Source organism: Streptomyces morookaense (genome assembly GCF_013030945.1).
In the GTDB taxonomy this organism is placed as follows: domain Bacteria; phylum Actinomycetota; class Actinomycetes; order Streptomycetales; family Streptomycetaceae; genus Streptomyces; species Streptomyces morookaensis.
This window is the reverse complement of the sequence record NZ_JABBXF010000046.1, coordinates 1-15,471: the sequence shown is the minus strand read 5'-3', so window position 1 is coordinate 15,471 and position 15,471 is coordinate 1. Positions and strand designations below refer to the sequence as shown.

The following is a 15,471-nucleotide window of genomic DNA, read 5'->3' as shown; positions in this document are numbered from 1 at the left end:
CCCGCGGTCACCCGGCGGCGACGGTCTTCCTGCGCGCGCGGTACGCGGCCGCCTTGACCCTGTTGCCGCAGGACTCCATGCCGCACCACTGGCGCCGGCCGCCGCGCGAGCGGTCGATGTAGACGCGGGTGCACTCGGGGTTGCCGCACTCCTTGAACAGGGGGACGTCCGGGCCGCTCAGCAGTTCCACCGCGTGCCGGGCGACGGTGGACAGCGCCTCGCGCTGCGTGGCCGCCGTCCAGCGGCCGGCGTGCGTCAACTGCGGTGCCGCGGGAGGCCGGCGGGCCGCCTCGTTGAGCACGGCCAGCGCCTCGTCGTCGAAGTCCGTGCCGAGGCGCCGCGCCGTGATCAGCTGATAGACGGCCTCGCGCACGGCCGTCGCCCGCCGCACGTCGGCCTGCCGGGCGGGCGAGACGGAGTCGACGATGCCGGACTCCACGTACCACGCGTCCAGACGGTCCGGTGTCGCGAACATCTCGAATCGCGCCGTGCGGCGTGCCCGGAGCGTCGCCGCGAAGTCCAGGGCCGGATGGCCGCACATGAAGACGTGATCCAGATTCACGTCACCATCTTGACGGGTGACTACAAGGGCCGCAAGGGCCGCCGGCCGGGCCCGTCGGTGCCTCGGGCGTGGGCGGGGGCGACACGTCGGCGGCTCACGCGTGCGGTGCCCCCGTCTCGGTCAGCTCGCCGTCGGCGACCCGCAGCCACCGGTCGACGCCGATCCGTTCGAGGAAGCGCTCGTCGTGGCTGACCACCACGAACGCGCCGCGGTAGCAGGCGAGGGCGCTCTCCAGCTGGCCCACCCCGACCAGGTCGAGATTGTTGGTCGGCTCGTCCAACAGCAGCAGCTGCGGGGCCGGTTCGGCGCACAGGACGCAGGCCAGAGTGGCGCGCAGGCGTTCGCCGCCGGAGAGCACGCGCACGGGCAGGTGCGCCCGCGGGCCGCGGAACAGGAAGCGCGCGAGCAGGTTCATCCGCTCCGCCTCCGGCCGGTGCGGGGCGAACGTCGCGAAGTTCTCGGCCACGGTGCGGTCGGGGTCGAGCAGGTCCAGGCGCTGCGACAGGGAGGCGATCCGCCCCTCGGCACGCTTGACGGACCCGCCGTCCAGGGCCAGTTCACCGTTGATGAGCCGCAACAGGGTGGTCTTGCCCGCCCCGTTGGGGCCGGTGAGCGCGATGCGCTCGGGCCCTCGGATGGTGAGGTCGACGCCGTCCCCCGCGAACAGGTTCCGCTCGCCGTGGCGGACCTGCATGCGCTCGCCCAGGACGACGGTGCGCCCGGCGGGGACGTCGGTGTCGGGCAGCTCCAGGACGAGCCGCTGGTCGTCGCGCAGGGCGCGGCCCGCCTCGTCGAGCCGGGCCTGCGCGTCCTGGACCCGGGTGGCGTGCATCTGGCCCGCGCGGCCGGCGGATTCCTGGGCGCCGCGCTTCATGGTGCCGGCGAAGATGCGGGGCAGGCCGGCGTTCTTGAGGTTGCGGGCGGCGTTGCTCGCGCGGCGCTCGGCGCGTTCGCGGGCCTGCTGCATCTCGCGCTTCTCCCGCTTCAGTTCCTGCTCGGCGTTGCGCACGTTCTTCTCCGCAACCTCCCGCTCGGCCCGTACGGCCTCCTCGTACTGCGTGAAGTTGCCTCCGTACAGCCGCAGTTCCCCGCGGTCGAGTTCGGCGATGCGCTCCATGCGGTCCAGCAGGACCCGGTCGTGGCTGACGACCAGCAGGCTGCCGTTCCAGTCCGAGAGCACGTCGTAGAGCTTGTGACGGGCTGCCAGGTCGAGGTTGTTGGTCGGTTCGTCCAGCAGCAGCACGTCGGGGCGCTTGAGCAACTGCGCCGCCAGGCCGAGGCTGACGATCTGGCCGCCGCTGAGCGTGCCGAGGGTCCGATCGAGGGCGAGGTGGCCGAGGCCGAGCCGGTCGAGCTGGGCGCGGGTGCGCTCCTCGATGTCCCAGTCGTCGCCGATGGCCGTGAAGTGCTCCTCGCTCACGTCGCCGGACTCGACGGCGTCGATGGCGCGGATCACGGCGTCGACGCCCAGGACCTCGGCCACCGTCGGCTCGCCGGTCAGGGGGAGGGTCTGCGGAAGGTAGCCGACCGTGCCGTCGACGGTCAACGAGCCTGCGGTGGCACGTAGTTCACCGGCGATCAGCTTCAGCAGGGTGCTCTTGCCGGAGCCGTTGGGCGCCACCAGGCCTGTCCGGCCGGCGCCTACGGTGAAGGACAGGCCCTCGAAGACCGGGGTGTCGTCGGGCCAGGAGAAGGACAGCTGGGAGCAGATGACGGAAGCGTCGGACATGGGACGACCTCGTGAGGAAAGAGAGGCAGAAGGGAACTGCCGGTGAGACAGGGGAAAAGGGAACGACAAGACGGCCACGACGGCGGCACCGCCAAGGGGCGTGCCTGCCGGTGGTCGATCACATCCGGGTATCACCCGGAGATGTCGTCGTCACCCGCCATGTCTGGTCTCCTTCACGAAAGATCGTTTACGGTGCTCACCGTATCAGGACCCTTGCGGCCGTCCGCAAGTCTTTTTCCGCTGCCGTACCACCCCGGTCAGAGCACCAAGTCCCACGCCATGCAGGCGAGGAGACGACCGGCCCCGGAATCGCCGGCGTCCCGCTCCGGGTCCCTCGGCGAGGCCGACTTCACCTCGACCATGTCCTCGTAGGCGATCCGCTCGGGCAGCGCGCCGAACCGCGCATGGCGTGCTGCCGAGTCGCTGTCCTGTGCGGTGCTGCTGTGGTTCTGCATCGTCGGTCTCCTTGTTCGATGGCCCGTCAGAGGCGGTCGGCGTCGATGACGGCCCGGGCGAACTCCGCGGGTGCCTCCTGGGGCAGGTTGTGGCCGATACCTTTCAGGGTCCGGTGGTCGTATGGGCCCGCGAACCTGTCCCGGTACGCGGATCCGCCGCCCGGTACCGTGAACGGGTCCCGCTCCGCGTCGAGCGTCACCGTCGGCACGGTGACGACCGGCCGGGCGGCGAGCTGCTTCTCGTACGGCTCGTAGCGCCGTTCCCCCTCGGCGAGGCTCAGCCGCCAGCGGTAGTTGTGGATGACGATGGCGGCGTGGTCCGGATTCTCGAAGGCCGCGGCCGTGCGCTCGAAGGTGGCGTCGTCGAAGTCCCACGTCGGGGAGACGGTGTCCCAGACGAGCCGTGTCAGGTCGTGCCGTTTGGTCCTGTCCTCCATGGCGAGCCGGCCCCGCTCCGTGGCGAAGTAGTACTGGTACCACCACGCGTGCTCGGCCGCCGGTGCCAGCGGCCGGAGGTTCGCCTCCCGGTCGGTGACGAGATAACCGCCCACCGACACCAGGGCCTTGCAGCGCTCGGGCCACAGCGCCGCGACGATGGTGGCGGTCCGGGCGCCCCAGTCGAATCCGGCGAGCACGGCCTGTTCCAGTCCCAGCGCGTCCATCAGGGCGATGACGTCCAGGGCGATGGCCGACTGCTGTCCGTTCCTGAAGGTCCGGGGGGATACGAAGCGCGTCGTGCCGTGGCCGCGCAGATAGGGGACGATCACCCGGCGGCCCTCCGCCGCCAGGAGGGGTGCGACCTCGGCGAAGCTGTGGATGTCGTACGGCCAGCCGTGCAGGCAGATGACGGGCGGACCGTGCCTCGGCCCCACCTCCGCGTAGCCGATCTCCAGCAGACCGGCCCTGATCTTCTTGAGCGGGGGGAACACGCCGTGCCCGCGGGAACGGGCCGCGGCATGCGCCGGTACCGGTCCCCCTGCCAGTGTCACGGCGACCGCGCCGCCGGCCCCCAGACCGAGTGCCTTGCCGAGCGTACGCCTCTTGATCACGTCAATCCCTCCGTGCCTCGCAGGAGACCGCGGTATGCGTGCCAGGCGACTGTGACACAGCATCCGTCACCGGTCAAACAGGTGACGTGAGTCAACTCTTCGCACGCCACGGGCGCTTGACCGCAGCCGGGTTCCGCCGTGCATGATGAAGCCGCATCCGCAGCACCCCTCCCGACGAAAGAGAACTCCGGCATGGCCGTCGTGCACAGGACCACCCTCACGCCCACCAAGGACGAACTGCTCGCCTCCTGGCTGCCCACCCGGCCGTGGTACCGCCCGGGCACCGGCGCACCGCAGTTGGAAGCGGCGGGCGGCTTCCGGCTGGACGACCCGGAGGACGAGGTCGGCATCGAGTTCAGAGTGGTGACCGACACCGCAGGCGCGGAGCCGGTCGCCTACCTGGTGCCGCTCACCTACCGCGGCGCCCCGCTGGAGGGCGCGGAGGACGCCCTCGTCGGCACGATGGACCACGGTGTGCTGGGCAGGCGCTGGGCCTACGACGGCTGCCACGACCCCGTGCTCGTCGCCGAGTTGCTCGCCCTCGTCGAGGGCCGCAGCCGGCCGCAGGACCAGAGCATCAGCAACACCCCCGACCCCGACGTCGCCTCCGCGTACACGGGCGACGCCCCGGTCCCGGCGGACTTCACCACCGTCACCGAGCTCCGGGACGCCACCGAACTCACCTCCGCCGCCCACGGCATGACCCTGCGCCTGCACCGCGTCCTGCGCCCCGGCGCGGACACCCTCCCGCAGGACGCCACCGGACACGTCACGTCCTGGTGGCGGCTTCCGGACGGCACCACCCGGACCCGCGGCCTCTTCGCCGTCCTGAGCACACCCACGAGGTGACGCACGTCACCGGCGCTCATGTCACAGTCCCGGGCCTGCGCGGAGTCCGAACGGTGAACCGGGCCCCCTGGGGGGCCGCAGGCACGAGGAGGGACGCGGCATGGAAACCGTGACGGTACGACGTGTCATCGCAGCACCGATCGCCGACGTATTCGACTGGTGCACCGTCAGCACCAACTACACCCGCACCCCGTTCGTCCTCAGGGCGCGCCTGGCCCGGCCGGGCGCGGGCGCGCCCTACGGAGTGGGCGCCGTCCGGCTGCACACGTGGCTGATCGGCTGGTTCCGCGAGCGGATCACCGCCTACCACCCGCCGTACGACTTCGACTACGTCGTCGACCGCAGCTTCCCGCCGGCCCGGCACGAGCTCGGCCGCATGACCTTCACCGAGGTCGCCGAGGGCACACTCGTCGTGTGGACGACCACGTCCGAGGTCCGGCTGCCGTTCGGCGCGGCCATCACGCGTGTGCTCGTCAAGCCCGTCATCTCCCACGTCTTCGGCACGATCCTCGACGCCGCCGACCGGGAACTCACCGGGCGCCGGCCCGCCGGCCGGCCAGGGCGGTGAGAGCGGCGTCGAGCCCGTCGGCCCGGGGCCGGTTGCAGGGGAGCCGGGCGAGGACGTGGGCCATGCCGCAGGTGTCGGTGAGGGCCGAGAAGACCAGGCCGCCCGCGATCCCCGCGGACAGCACACGGGCCTTCGGCCACCGGCGACCGGCGAGCAGTCCGCACAGGACGAGGGACCCGGCGGCGAGCCGGACCTGGCGCTCCATGGCCCAGACGGCACGGGCACCTTCGGCGCGGTGCACGTCGTAACCGCGCGCGGCCCAGGCGGCGGTGCCGCCGGAGAGAGCGGTGGCGGCGACCCCGTGCGCGGCGAGGCGCCTGCAGGCCTGGGCGGAACGGTCGCCGCCGGCACAGACGACGAGGAGGCTGCCGCGCAGGGCGGCGTGCTTCAACGCGCCCAGGGCGCGGTCGAGTTGGGCGAGGGGGACGTTGTGGGCCCCGGGCAGATGGCCGGAGGCGTACTCGCCGGGAGTGCGCACGTCGATGACGGTCAGCTCGTGCAGGCGGGCGCGAGCCTGCTCCGGCGTGAGGGCGGCGCTGGTGGTCACGGGTCTCCCCTTCCCTTGCCTTCCCTGTTCCTTCCCTGGACTGCCCCACGGGCAGGGTATCGGTCAGGTCAGCGCATCGACGAGCATGAACGCCGCGACGGCCAGCAGGACGAGGGCGAAGGCGCGCCGCAACCGGGTGCCGGAGACCTTGGCGGACAGGCGCTTCCCGTCCCAGGCGGCCAGGACCGCCGCCCCGGCGAACGGACCGATCACCGCCCAGTCGAGCCCGGCGGACGCGGTGCCGCGCAGGGCCAGGGAGGCCAGCGAGTTGGTCGTGATGACCAGGAGGCTGGTCCCGACGGCGGCCTGCATCTCGAACGCCATGACGGTGACCAGCGTCGGTACGACGAGGAAGCCGCCGCCCACGCCGAGCAGCCCGGTCAGGGCGCCGAGCCCCGCCCCGGCCAGGCCCGCCCTGGCCGGCCGCACCGGCTCCTCGTCCCGTGGTGCCTCCGTGCCGGCGGGACGCAGCATCCTGACGGCCGCGAGCGCGGCGACGGCGGCGAAGGCACCGGTCAGCACCGGTTGCGGCAGCCGGCCCGCGGCCGCCCCGGCGGCGGCCGCGGGCACCAGCCCGGCCGCAGCGAACAACGCGCCCGCCTTCCAGCGGACGTTGCCGGCCCGGGAGTGGGCGTACAGGGCGGTCGCCGAGGTGGCGGTGACGATCAGCAGGCTGGCGGTGGTGGCCGCGCCGGGCGCGAAGCCGAGCAGGTAGATCAGCGCAGGAACGGCCAGCACACTGCCGCCCCCGCCCAGAGCCCCGAGCGCCAGACCGACCACGGCACCGGCGGCCAGGGCGAGGATCAGGGCGCTCATATGCGGGTGCCGTCGGGGCCGGCGAGGACGAGCCCCGCCCCGGCGGCGGCAGCGAAGTCGTCGTCGACGGCGACCACTTCGCGGCCGACGGCGTCGAGCAGGGAGGCGGCGATCGCCGCGCGCATGCCGGCGGAGCAGTGCACCCACACCACCCCCTCCGGCACCTCGGCGAGGCGGTCGCGCAGTTGGTGGAGCGGGATGTGCACTGCTCCGGCGACGAAACCGGCGCCGCGTTCGGACGTGCGCCGCACGTCCAGGACCACCACGTCGTCACGGTGCCGGCGCGCCTCGGCGAGGTCGGCGAAGCGGGCGCGCGGGAAGGAGCAGAGACGTTCCTGCTCGTGGACCCACGTGTGGGGGTCTCCCGTGGCGGCGGCCGCCGGGCGGTCGATGCCCACCCGGACCAGCTCCCGCTGCGCCGCGGCGATCTGTTCCGGGGACTCCGCGAGCAGGGTGACGGGCTTGCCCCAAGGGATCAGCCAGGCCAGGTAGGTGGCGAGCTTGCCGTCGCCCTCGAAGTTGAACGATCCGGCGACATGGCCGGCGGCGAACGCCGCACGGTGGCGCAGGTCGACCACCCATTCACCGGCGGCGAGCCGGGCCGCGATCGCGGCGGCGTCCGCGGGCCGAGGAGGGGTGAGGTCGACCGGGGCGGGACCTGCGGCGTTCAGCGGTCCCATATGGGCGTAGTAGGCGGGCACGTCGTCGAGCCCGGCCAGCAACTCGGCGACGAACGCGTCCGCTTCCATGGTGAGCGCGCTGTTCCTCCGGCGCTCCGCACCGATCGTCGTCGCGCCTCCCTGAGCCGGTGCGCCGGAGCAGAAACTGCCGAAGCCGTGCGTGGGCAGCACCTGCACGGCGTCGTCCAGCTCCCGCGCCAGGCGGCGGGCGGAGTCGTGCTGGGCGCGGGCCAGTTCCCGGGTCAGGCGCGGCTCGACCAGGTCGGGCCGTCCCACCGTGCCGATCAGCAGCGAACCGCCGGTGAACGCCACCGAGGCCTGCCCGTTCTCCTCCAGGACGTAGGAGAGGTGGTGCGGGGTGTGCCCCGGGGTGGCGACCGCGCGCAGGGCCAGGCCCTCGTCCACGGGCACGGTGTCGCCGTCCGCGACCGGCACCCGCTCGAAGGAGACGGCCGCCCCGGCCGGCACCAGGTGGCGCGCACCGCTGAGACGCGCCAACTCCAGGCCGCCGGAGACGTAGTCGTTGTGCAGATGGGTCTCCAGCACGGCGACGAGGCGCACCCCGCGCCGGGCGGCCGCCGCGAGGACCTGGTCGACGTCCCTCGGCGGATCCACCGCCACCGCGGCACGGGCTCCGCCGGCCAGGTAGCTGCGGTTGCCCAGTCCCTCGAACTCCAGGGTGTCGACGAAGAACACGGCCATGACTCCTTCCGGTTCCGGCATGCCCGGGGGGCAGGTGTGCCCGCCACGCATGGGCCTGCCCCGTACGTATTGTGTACGAGCCGAACAGGCCCTCCGGAGACGGGTACCCGGCCGACGGGGCTGGACAGCGGGCGGGCCGGGCGGGGACCATCTGCCGGTCGTGCACGGCTACAGGGCCGCCGATCCGGGCAAGGTTGTCATGTAGCGTTCACGCCGGGTTCACCCACCCCGCCATCGGAGAGTACGGAGCACTCACATGTCAGCTTCCCCACGCCGCCGTTGGCCGGCAGCCGGGGCGTTCAGAGCGGCTGCTGCCGCCGCCGCGGCCGCCGCGCTGGCCTTCGCCGGTCCCGCGGCGTCGCCCGCGTCCGCACACGACACGCACGCGAACGGCCCGAAGCGGCCGGGCCATGTATGGACGATCATCCTGGAGAACAAGTCCTACGAGGCCACGTTCACCGGACTGAACCAGAACAGCTACCTGTGGAAGACCCTGCCCAGCTACGGTGAGTTGCTCCGGCAGTACTACGGCACCGGCCACTACAGCCTGGACAACTACATCAGTGCCGTCTCCGGCCAGTCCCCGGCCCCGGACAACATGGACGACTGCCCGCAGTACAAGGACGTCACCCCGGGCACGCCGGCCGCCGACGGGCAGACCCTCGCCTCGCACGGCTGCGTCTACCCGAAGCGGGTCAAGACCCTCTTCAACCAGCTCGACGACCACCACGTCCCGTGGAAGGTCTACGCCCAGGACATGGGCAACGACGAGAAGCGCGAACTGCCCTACCAGTGCGGCATTCCCGGCAACCCGGCCGGATCCGGCGTCCCCGACCCCGGCGGGGCGACGCCGAAGGACCAGTACGTGCCCAAGCACAACCCGGCCGTCTGGTTCCACTCCGTCATCGACAACCCGGAGGACTGCGCCCGCGTCGTCCCGCTGGACGGCAGGCCCGCGCAGGCCGGGCACCGGGCCCTGACCGGACTGGCACAGGACCTGAAGAAGGAGTCCACCACTCCGCGCTTCAACTGGATCACGCCCAACAACTGTTCCGACGCCCACGACGCCACCTGCAAGGGCGACAACCTCTCCGGCGACCCGAAGAACCACCAGGGCGGCCTCTACGCCGCGGACAGGTTCCTGGAGAAGGTCGTCCCGCAGATCATGGCCTCACCGGCCTTCCAGCACGACGGCATGATCCAGATCATCTTCGACGAGGCGGTCCCGCCCTACAAGATGTACGGCGACTCCATCGGCGACTACACCGGCAACGCCGACCCGAAGCTCAACACGCCCACCGACACCGCCCAGTCGATCGTGGCCTGCTGCAACGAGCTGCCCGGGCCCAACACCGCCCAGCCCGGCCACCAGCTGTACGGCCAGGACACCACGCCCGGCGGCGGCATCACCGGCTCGGTCGTCATCTCCCGCTTCGTCAAGCCCGGTTCGATCAGCGACCAGCCGTACAACCACTACAGCTGGCTGCGCAGCATGGAGGACCTCTTCGGCATCCGCCACGGCGGCACCGACGGGCACGGCCACCTCGGCTACGCCGCCGCCGACGGACTGCGGCCCTTCGGCGCCGACGTCTACAACAACCCCTCCGGCCGCGCCCTGCCGCCCGCGCCCTCGGGCAGCATCGTCTACCCGGCCGTCGCGAGGGCCGGCGAACCGGAGCACCCGATCGTGAACCCGTCCCCGGCCGGGAGCGCTGCGAAGCGATGAACGTCCCGCGCCGCACGGCGCCGAGCCGGGCGGGCTTCGGCCTGCCCGGCCTCCGCCGCCTCACCCGTACCGTCTCGCGCCTCGCTCTGGCGGCGGCCGTCCTCACCGCCGCGGCCGGCTGCGGCGGCAGTCACGCCTCGTCCTCCGCCCGGTCCGCCGACGACAGTTCCCGCACCGTCCGCGACCTGGGCGCCGTCCCGATCCCCCCGCCCCCGACCGCCCAGGCCACCCCCACCGCCGACGAGAAGCACCTGCAACTGGTCGCCGTGGGATCGCCCGTACGCGCCGAACTCCCCGAAGCCACCGCGGTGGTACGGGCCTCCGGCCCCACGGAGGACCTGCCCGCCCCCACCCCCGGCAGCAAGCCTCCCGAGAGCGTCACCGGCACCCTCACCGTCACACTCGACCAGGCCACGGCGCCGCTCACCGTGCAGGCCGGGGACTTCACCTCCCGCGACGAGGACGGCAAGGACATCACCCTGACCCCGTCCGGAGCGGGCACCGCCACCGCGACCCCCGGCCACCCGGCCACTCTTGCGCTCAACGGCACCTTCGCGGCGGGCGCCGCGCAGTTGACGTGGCGTCATGACGGAAAGACCGTGGCCGTCTGGGACTTCAGCATCGAACTCGACTGAGGGCTCGGTCGGCTCGGGCTGCGCAGTGACGGTCAGACGGTTTCCAGGAAGGCGCGCACCGCAGCGGCGAAGGCGTCCGGGGCCGTGACGGGCAGCAGGTGGTCGGCGTCCAGCTCGGCCGTGGTGGTGCCCGGGCGGCGGTCGGCCATGGCGCGGACCTGCTCGGGCGGGATGACGCCCGTGGTGCCGTGGATCAGCAGCGCGGGACAGGTGCTCGCCGTCCAGTCGGCCCAGTGGTCGCCGTGGACCTGCTCCTCCGAGCGGTACATGTCCTGCGGGTGGAACGGCAGCCTCCAGCTGCCGTCCGCGTTCCGGCGCAGCCGGTCCGCGAAGTACGGTGCGGCCTGGCCGAGTCCGGCGACGAGCTCGTCGCGGGTGGGGGCGTCGTAGGGGAGGGCGAGCAGGAAGCCGAGCGGGTTCGTGCCGTCGAGGCCCAGTGCGACGGGGCCTTCGGCGTTGACGAGAGCGGTGACGCGCCCGGGGTGGCGGGCCGCGAACTGGTAGGCGTTGACGGCGCCGAGGGAGTGGCCGAGCAGGGCGACGCGGTCCAGGCCCAGGTGGTCCAGCAGCGCCCGGAGGTCGGCGAGGTAGCCCTCGCGCGAGTAGTCGTCCGCACGCCCGGATTCGCCGTGGCCGCGCTGGTCGGGGGCGATCACCCGCCACTCGGGGCCCAGCGCCCCGGCGAGCCGGGTGAAGGCGGCGCCTTCGTAGAGGTGTCCGTGGAGTGCGACCAGCGGGCGGCCGGTTCCGCCGAAGTCGAGGTAGGACAACCTGCGGCCGTCGACGGTCAGTTCGCCGCGGGTGGCGGTGGCGGTCATGGTCGCGTCGTTCATCACGGTTCCCCCTTGGTGCAGTTGACGGCATGACCGTACCAAGGGGATGAACACTTGTACAAGACGAGCGTCTAAGACGGTTGTATAGGGAAGAGTGCCCGCGCATTGCCGTCGAGGATCTGTGCCGCCTGGCCGGGCGGGAGTCCGGAGTTCTCCACATAGGCGACGGCGGTGCGGAAGAGGTCTCCCGCCTCGTAGGGGAAGTCGGTGCCCAGCACGATCCGGTCGGCACCGAGGGACGCCACCGCGGCCCACAGCGCCGGGCCGTGCCCGTGGCCGACGCTGTCGTACCAGAGGCGGCGCGCGGTCGCGCTGGGCTTCTCCGGGAGGCCGGTGGCGCGCCACTCCTCGTACTGGTTGTCCACGCGTTGCAGCAGCATGGGCAGCGCCCCGCCCAGATGCGTGGTGACGATCTTCATGCGGGGGAACCGGGCGGGGATCGCGGCGCGGATCAGGTGCATGACCGCCACCGTGTCCTCGACGGGCGCGCCGACGGACCAGGTCATGCGGTAGTCCGTGATCAGCGGGCTGCCCGCGCCGCACCCCGCGGGGTGGACGAGGAGCACGGCGCCGCGCCGGTCGAGCTCGGCGAAAACGGGCTCGAACGCGGGGTCGGCGAGGGAGCGGCCCAGCACCGAGGTCGTCATGCAGGCCCCGTGCATGCCCAACTCGTCCAGGGCCCGGGCCAGTTCCGTCAGTGCCTGGTCGGTGTGCGGGAGGGGGAGGGAGGCGAGGGCCAGGAACCGGTGCGGCCGGCGCGCCACGGTCTCGGCGTACAGGTCGTTCACGAACCGTGCCGCATGCACGGCATGGCCCGCGTCGGCGAAATGGGGCGACTGGGGAGGGGCGGAGAGCACCTGATGCGTCACGCCCGCCGAGTCCATCAGCTCGCAGCGCGCCGCCAGTTCCTCTTCGCCGGCCCCCGCCCCCATGCCGCGCTGGAATGCGGTGTCGGTCTTGCCGAACCTGTCGAGCAGGTCGAGATACTCGTCGGTCCACAGGTGCGCGTGCACGTCGATGCGCATGGGCCGGCGTCCTCAACCGGCCGTGCCGACGAGGGCGCCGTTGGTCTTGTCGTCGAGCACACCGGTCACGGTTGCCTCCTCCGACGTCGGAATCGCCTGTGGGAGGGAGCAGCCCGGCCACGCCGGACGCATGCGCCCCCACCGTCACCAGGCTGGGCCGCCGCGGCGAAGGTCGCAAGCGCACACGTGCCGATGCGCCCCGGCGGGGGGCTCAGCCCCCTGCCGGGGCATCCTCGATGTCGGAGATGAGCTTGGTGCTCAGATCGCTCTGCACGGCCAGCCGGGTGTGCCCGGCGTCCGGGCCGGTGCCCCAGGTGAGCGTGACCGTGGTGAACAGGTGCCCGGCGCCGGAGTCGTGGTAGCGGACCTCCCAGCGCGTGGGCACGTCCTGGGCGCGCAGGACACCGTCGGCATGGTTGGCCTCCTCCCACGCGGCGAGCCGCTGCCGGAGGTCCTCCGTCAGGTAGTGGGCGCGCAACTCGTCGGACAGGTCGTCGGTTCCGTCGTCGACGGCGTCGATGTACGCCCCGTAGAAGTCGGCCACCCGGTCCACCGCGGAATCCGGGCTTCCGCTGCGGACCGGGCTGCCCTGTGCCGCGTTCGCGTCGTCGTCCGGCATGAAATCCCCCCTGGAGCAATGTGGTTCAGGTCCTGCTCTTGACGACATACTTCCCTGTTCCGGAGGAACTAGTCCTGTACGTCAGCTCCCCTTACCATCCGGGACAAGACGCCCACCAGCCTCTCCCATTCCATCCCGCCCCATTCCGTCCCTCCCGCCCATCCCCAAACCCGGTCATGATTGCTTCACTTGGTCCTCACCGCCAACGAACGGAGCACCCGTGGCCACCGCCCCCTTCGACCTGAACAGACGCACCGCCCTCGTCACCGGTGCCGCCGGCGGTATTGGCCGCGCCATCGCCCTGCGCCTCGCCGAGGCCGGGGCGCATGTCCGCGCACTCGATGTCGACGCCGACGCGGTGCGCGACGTCGCCGCGCTCACCGGCGGCGAGGCACTCGTCGCGGACCTGTCCGACCTCGGCCGCCTGGACACGCTGGACCTGCGCGCCGACATCGTCGTCAACAACGCCGGACTGCAACACGTCCGCCCCGTCGAGGACTTCGACCCCGAGCGCTTCTCGCTCATGCTGCGCGTCATGCTGGAGGCGCCGTTCCGCATCATCCGCGCCGCGCTGCCGGGCATGTACGCCCAGGGCTGGGGCCGGATCGTCAACATCTCCTCCGTGCACGGACTGCGTGCCTCCGCGTACAAGAGCGCCTACGTCGCGGCCAAGCACGGCCTGGAGGGCCTGTCCAAGGTCGTCGCCCTGGAGGGCGGCCCGCGCGGGGTGACCTCCAACTGCGTCAACCCCGGCTATGTACGCACCCCGCTCGTCGACGGCCAGATCGCCGCACAGGCCCGCGTCCACGGCATCGGCGAGGCCGAAGTCCTCGACGCCGTGATGCTGGAGGGGACGGCGGTCAAACGGCTCGTGGAGCCCGAAGAGGTCGCCGAGGCAGTGCTGTTCCTGTGCGGCCCGCACTCCGCCGCCATGACCGGCTCGTCCCTGGTCATCGACGGGGGCCACACGGCGCGGTGACCTCGCGCAGCGTGACGGCGGCGCCCCCCCCAGGAAGTCCCGTACCAGACCGGTGCAGTTGGCCTCCGGCACCGCCAGGGCTCGTCTTCAAACTCGCGCCGTCGGGCCGGGACCTACCCGCGGAGGCCGAGCTGACCGACGTTGACCAGCTCGGCGCGCGGTGCTGGACGGCGGCGGTCCGCCGGCCGAGCTGCCCCTTGGTCGACGTGGCCGCCGATCCGGCGGGCGGACCGAACTGCACCGGGCAGCCAGGGTCGGTTCGTACTTCCGGGGTGTACGGAGTCGTCGTTGAAGATTGAAAGTGACGTCTGAATACCGCCGGACCCGCAGGGCGTTCCGGTCTTGGATTGAGCGTGTCCAAGACCGGAACAAGGAGTTTTACGGAGATGACGATGGACGGTGCGACGGCGCTCGACGGCAAGGTGGCGCTGGTGACCGGCGGCAGCCGGGGGATCGGGGCGGCGGTTGCGCTGCGGCTGGCCGAGGACGGCGCAGACGTGGCGCTGACCTACCAGGGCTCGGCCGAGTTGGCCGAGGATGTGGTCGCCAGGATTACCGCGATGGGGCGGAGCGGCTGGGCCGTCCGCGCGGACAGCGCAGACCCGGAGGCGGTGTGCGGCGCGGTGGCGGCGGTCGCCGAGCGGTTCACGCGGCTGGACATCCTGGTGAACAATGCGGGTGTCGGCGCCGTCGGACCAATCGAGGCGGTGACATGCGACCAGATCGACCGGGTGCTGGCGGTGAATGTTCGCGCGCCCTACCTCTATGCCCAGGCGGCGCTGCAGTACATGGTCGAGGGCGGACGGATCGTGAGCATCGGCAGCTGCATCGCCCAGCGCGTGGCCTTCCCCGGAAGCACGCTCTACGCGACCAGCAAGGCCGCTCTGATCGGCTTCACCAAGGGCATGGCCCGGGAGCTCGGCCCGCATGGAGTCACCGTCAATCTGGTCCACCCGGGCCCGATCGACACCGACATGAACCCGGGCGACGGCGATTCCGCCGACTTCCAGCGCGGCTTCACTGCGCTCGGCCGCTATGGCACGTCCGTGGAGGTCGCGGATGCCGTCTCGTACCTGGCCGGCGAGAGCGCCCGGTACGTCACAGGCGCGGAGCTGGCGGTGGACGGTGGCTTCGCAGTCTGAGCCCGCACTGCCGCCGGAGCCCGAAAAGGGGGCTCAGCGACCAGGCTTCGGCCGCTCGCGCGGCGGGCTGACCAGCAAGCTCCACCGGGCGGTCGACGGACTCGGCCGCCCGCTCGGCCTGGTCCTGACCGGCGGCAACGTCAACGACTGCACGCGGTTCACCGCTGTGATGGGCGCCATCCGGGTGCCCCGGTCGGGTCCGGGACGGCCCCGGACCCGACGGCTGCTACTCGATCGGCAACGACACCCTCTGGGGCGTCAACCGTCGCAAGAAGGGCGCCAACAACACCTTGGCCGCGCTCCGGTCGATCCGCGCGGCCCGCCCGGACGGCGCCCCGATCTACGGCATCCTCGACAACCTGTCCGCCCCCAAGGGCGAGACGATCCGGCGCTGGGCGAAGAAGAACCGCGTCGAGCTCTGCTTCCCCCGACCTACGCGTCCTGGGCCAACCCGATCGAGGCCCACTTCGGACCGCTCCGGCAGTTCACCGTCGCGAACTCGAACCACCGCAACCACACCGTCCAGACCAGGGCCCTGCACGCCTGCCTGCGCTG

Annotated in this window: 16 protein-coding genes and 2 pseudogenes; 8 read left to right on the top strand and 10 right to left on the bottom strand. The window is 72.2% G+C overall.

What is annotated here, in order from left to right:
* Positions 1-7 precede the first annotated feature (7 nt).
* The 4 genes from HG542_RS20350 to HG542_RS20335 all read right to left on the bottom strand — a co-directional run bounded on the left by HG542_RS20350 (position 8) and on the right by HG542_RS20335 (position 3,795).
* Positions 8-562, bottom strand: a complete 555-nt coding sequence (locus HG542_RS20350) for a CGNR zinc finger domain-containing protein (RefSeq protein WP_171083493.1) — start codon at positions 560-562, stop codon at positions 8-10.
* Positions 563-656: 94 nt separating this feature from the next.
* Positions 657-2,291, bottom strand: a complete 1,635-nt coding sequence (gene abc-f / locus HG542_RS20345; protein WP_171083491.1) for a ribosomal protection-like ABC-F family protein — start codon at positions 2,289-2,291, stop codon at positions 657-659.
* A gap of 257 nt (positions 2,292-2,548) precedes the next feature.
* Positions 2,549-2,746, bottom strand: a complete 198-nt coding sequence (locus HG542_RS20340) for a hypothetical protein (RefSeq protein ID WP_171083489.1) — start codon at positions 2,744-2,746, stop codon at positions 2,549-2,551.
* A gap of 26 nt (positions 2,747-2,772) precedes the next feature.
* Positions 2,773-3,795, bottom strand: a complete 1,023-nt coding sequence (locus tag HG542_RS20335; RefSeq protein WP_171083487.1) for an alpha/beta fold hydrolase — start codon at positions 3,793-3,795, stop codon at positions 2,773-2,775.
* A 192-nt stretch (positions 3,796-3,987) separates the two neighbouring features.
* Here HG542_RS20335 and HG542_RS20330 point away from each other — a divergent pair, with 192 nt between their 5' ends.
* Together HG542_RS20330 and HG542_RS20325 are read left to right on the top strand one after the other, a co-directional pair.
* Complete coding sequence (locus tag HG542_RS20330; RefSeq protein WP_171083485.1) at positions 3,988-4,644, top strand: maltokinase N-terminal cap-like domain-containing protein; 657 nt, start codon at positions 3,988-3,990, stop codon at positions 4,642-4,644.
* 100 nt (positions 4,645-4,744) lie between these two features.
* On the top strand, positions 4,745-5,212 hold the full coding sequence (locus HG542_RS20325) for an SRPBCC family protein (RefSeq protein WP_171083483.1): 468 nt from the start codon (positions 4,745-4,747) through the stop codon (positions 5,210-5,212).
* Here the strand turns inward: HG542_RS20325 and HG542_RS20320 are convergent.
* The 3 genes from HG542_RS20320 to HG542_RS20310 all read right to left on the bottom strand — a co-directional run bounded on the left by HG542_RS20320 (position 5,175) and on the right by HG542_RS20310 (position 7,951).
* The gene (locus tag HG542_RS20320) at positions 5,175-5,759 is read right to left on the bottom strand and encodes a rhodanese-like domain-containing protein (RefSeq protein ID WP_171083481.1); all 585 of its coding nucleotides are present in this window, start codon (positions 5,757-5,759) and stop codon (positions 5,175-5,177) included. The genes HG542_RS20325 and HG542_RS20320 overlap by 38 nt on opposite strands.
* Positions 5,760-5,822: 63 nt before the next feature.
* Positions 5,823-6,575: a sulfite exporter TauE/SafE family protein gene (locus tag HG542_RS20315; protein ID WP_171083479.1), complete on the bottom strand. Its 753-nt coding sequence runs from the start codon at positions 6,573-6,575 to the stop codon at positions 5,823-5,825.
* A complete protein-coding gene (locus HG542_RS20310) occupies positions 6,572-7,951 on the bottom strand; it encodes an MBL fold metallo-hydrolase (RefSeq protein WP_171083631.1) in 1,380 nt (459 codons plus the stop codon). Before HG542_RS20310 ends, HG542_RS20315 begins: the two co-directional genes overlap by 4 nt.
* A 262-nt stretch (positions 7,952-8,213) precedes the next feature.
* On the opposite strand from HG542_RS20310, the gene HG542_RS20305 reads away from it, so the two are divergent.
* Together HG542_RS20305 and HG542_RS20300 are read left to right on the top strand one after the other, a co-directional pair.
* The gene (locus tag HG542_RS20305) at positions 8,214-9,683 is read left to right on the top strand and encodes an alkaline phosphatase family protein (RefSeq protein ID WP_171083477.1); all 1,470 of its coding nucleotides are present in this window, start codon (positions 8,214-8,216) and stop codon (positions 9,681-9,683) included.
* Positions 9,680-10,318, top strand: coding sequence for a hypothetical protein (locus HG542_RS20300; RefSeq protein WP_171083474.1), 639 nt, complete (start codon positions 9,680-9,682; stop codon positions 10,316-10,318). The genes HG542_RS20305 and HG542_RS20300 overlap by 4 nt, the downstream gene beginning before the upstream one ends.
* Before the next feature lie 32 nt (positions 10,319-10,350).
* Here HG542_RS20300 and HG542_RS20295 read toward each other — a convergent pair whose 3' ends face one another.
* The 3 genes from HG542_RS20295 to HG542_RS20285 form a co-directional block, all read right to left on the bottom strand.
* Entirely contained in the window at positions 10,351-11,151 is an 801-nt protein-coding gene (locus HG542_RS20295; protein WP_229922797.1) for an alpha/beta fold hydrolase, read from the bottom strand.
* 71 nt (positions 11,152-11,222) lie between these two features.
* The gene (locus tag HG542_RS20290; RefSeq protein ID WP_171083472.1) at positions 11,223-12,176 is read right to left on the bottom strand and encodes an amidohydrolase family protein; all 954 of its coding nucleotides are present in this window, start codon (positions 12,174-12,176) and stop codon (positions 11,223-11,225) included.
* Between the two features lie 211 nt (positions 12,177-12,387).
* Positions 12,388-12,795: a hypothetical protein gene (locus tag HG542_RS20285; protein ID WP_171083470.1), complete on the bottom strand. Its 408-nt coding sequence runs from the start codon at positions 12,793-12,795 to the stop codon at positions 12,388-12,390.
* A 220-nt stretch (positions 12,796-13,015) separates the two neighbouring features.
* Between HG542_RS20285 and HG542_RS20280 the strand changes: the two genes are divergently transcribed.
* The 4 genes and pseudogenes from HG542_RS20280 to HG542_RS35200 all read left to right on the top strand — a co-directional run.
* Entirely contained in the window at positions 13,016-13,774 is a 759-nt protein-coding gene (locus HG542_RS20280; RefSeq protein ID WP_229922796.1) for a 3-hydroxybutyrate dehydrogenase, read from the top strand.
* A gap of 386 nt (positions 13,775-14,160) precedes the next feature.
* Positions 14,161-14,916, top strand: coding sequence for an SDR family NAD(P)-dependent oxidoreductase (locus HG542_RS20275; RefSeq protein WP_229922795.1), 756 nt, complete (start codon positions 14,161-14,163; stop codon positions 14,914-14,916).
* A 22-nt stretch (positions 14,917-14,938) separates the two neighbouring features.
* A pseudogene (locus HG542_RS20270) lies at positions 14,939-15,136 on the top strand (IS5/IS1182 family transposase); the annotation flags it as partial.
* Between the two features lies 1 nt (position 15,137).
* Positions 15,138-15,471, top strand: a pseudogene (locus HG542_RS35200) (transposase); the annotation flags it as partial.

What these genes read in the sequence shown, in the direction of transcription:
- abc-f (WP_171083491.1), bottom strand. Translation starts at nt 2,291, where the DNA reads ATGTCCGACGCTTCCGTCATCTGCTCCCAGCTGTCCTTCTCCTGGCCC.
- HG542_RS20340 (WP_171083489.1), bottom strand. Translation starts at nt 2,746, where the DNA reads ATGCAGAACCACAGCAGCACCGCACAGGACAGCGACTCGGCAGCACGC.
- HG542_RS20330 (WP_171083485.1), top strand. Translation starts at nt 3,988, where the DNA reads ATGGCCGTCGTGCACAGGACCACCCTCACGCCCACCAAGGACGAACTG.
- HG542_RS20325 (WP_171083483.1), top strand. Translation starts at nt 4,745, where the DNA reads ATGGAAACCGTGACGGTACGACGTGTCATCGCAGCACCGATCGCCGAC.
- HG542_RS20315 (WP_171083479.1), bottom strand. Translation starts at nt 6,575, where the DNA reads ATGAGCGCCCTGATCCTCGCCCTGGCCGCCGGTGCCGTGGTCGGTCTG.
- HG542_RS20305 (WP_171083477.1), top strand. Translation starts at nt 8,214, where the DNA reads ATGTCAGCTTCCCCACGCCGCCGTTGGCCGGCAGCCGGGGCGTTCAGA.
- HG542_RS20300 (WP_171083474.1), top strand. Translation starts at nt 9,680, where the DNA reads ATGAACGTCCCGCGCCGCACGGCGCCGAGCCGGGCGGGCTTCGGCCTG.
- HG542_RS20295 (WP_229922797.1), bottom strand. Translation starts at nt 11,151, where the DNA reads ATGAACGACGCGACCATGACCGCCACCGCCACCCGCGGCGAACTGACC.
- HG542_RS20290 (WP_171083472.1), bottom strand. Translation starts at nt 12,176, where the DNA reads ATGCGCATCGACGTGCACGCGCACCTGTGGACCGACGAGTATCTCGAC.
- HG542_RS20285 (WP_171083470.1), bottom strand. Translation starts at nt 12,795, where the DNA reads ATGCCGGACGACGACGCGAACGCGGCACAGGGCAGCCCGGTCCGCAGC.
- HG542_RS20275 (WP_229922795.1), top strand. Translation starts at nt 14,161, where the DNA reads ATGACGATGGACGGTGCGACGGCGCTCGACGGCAAGGTGGCGCTGGTG.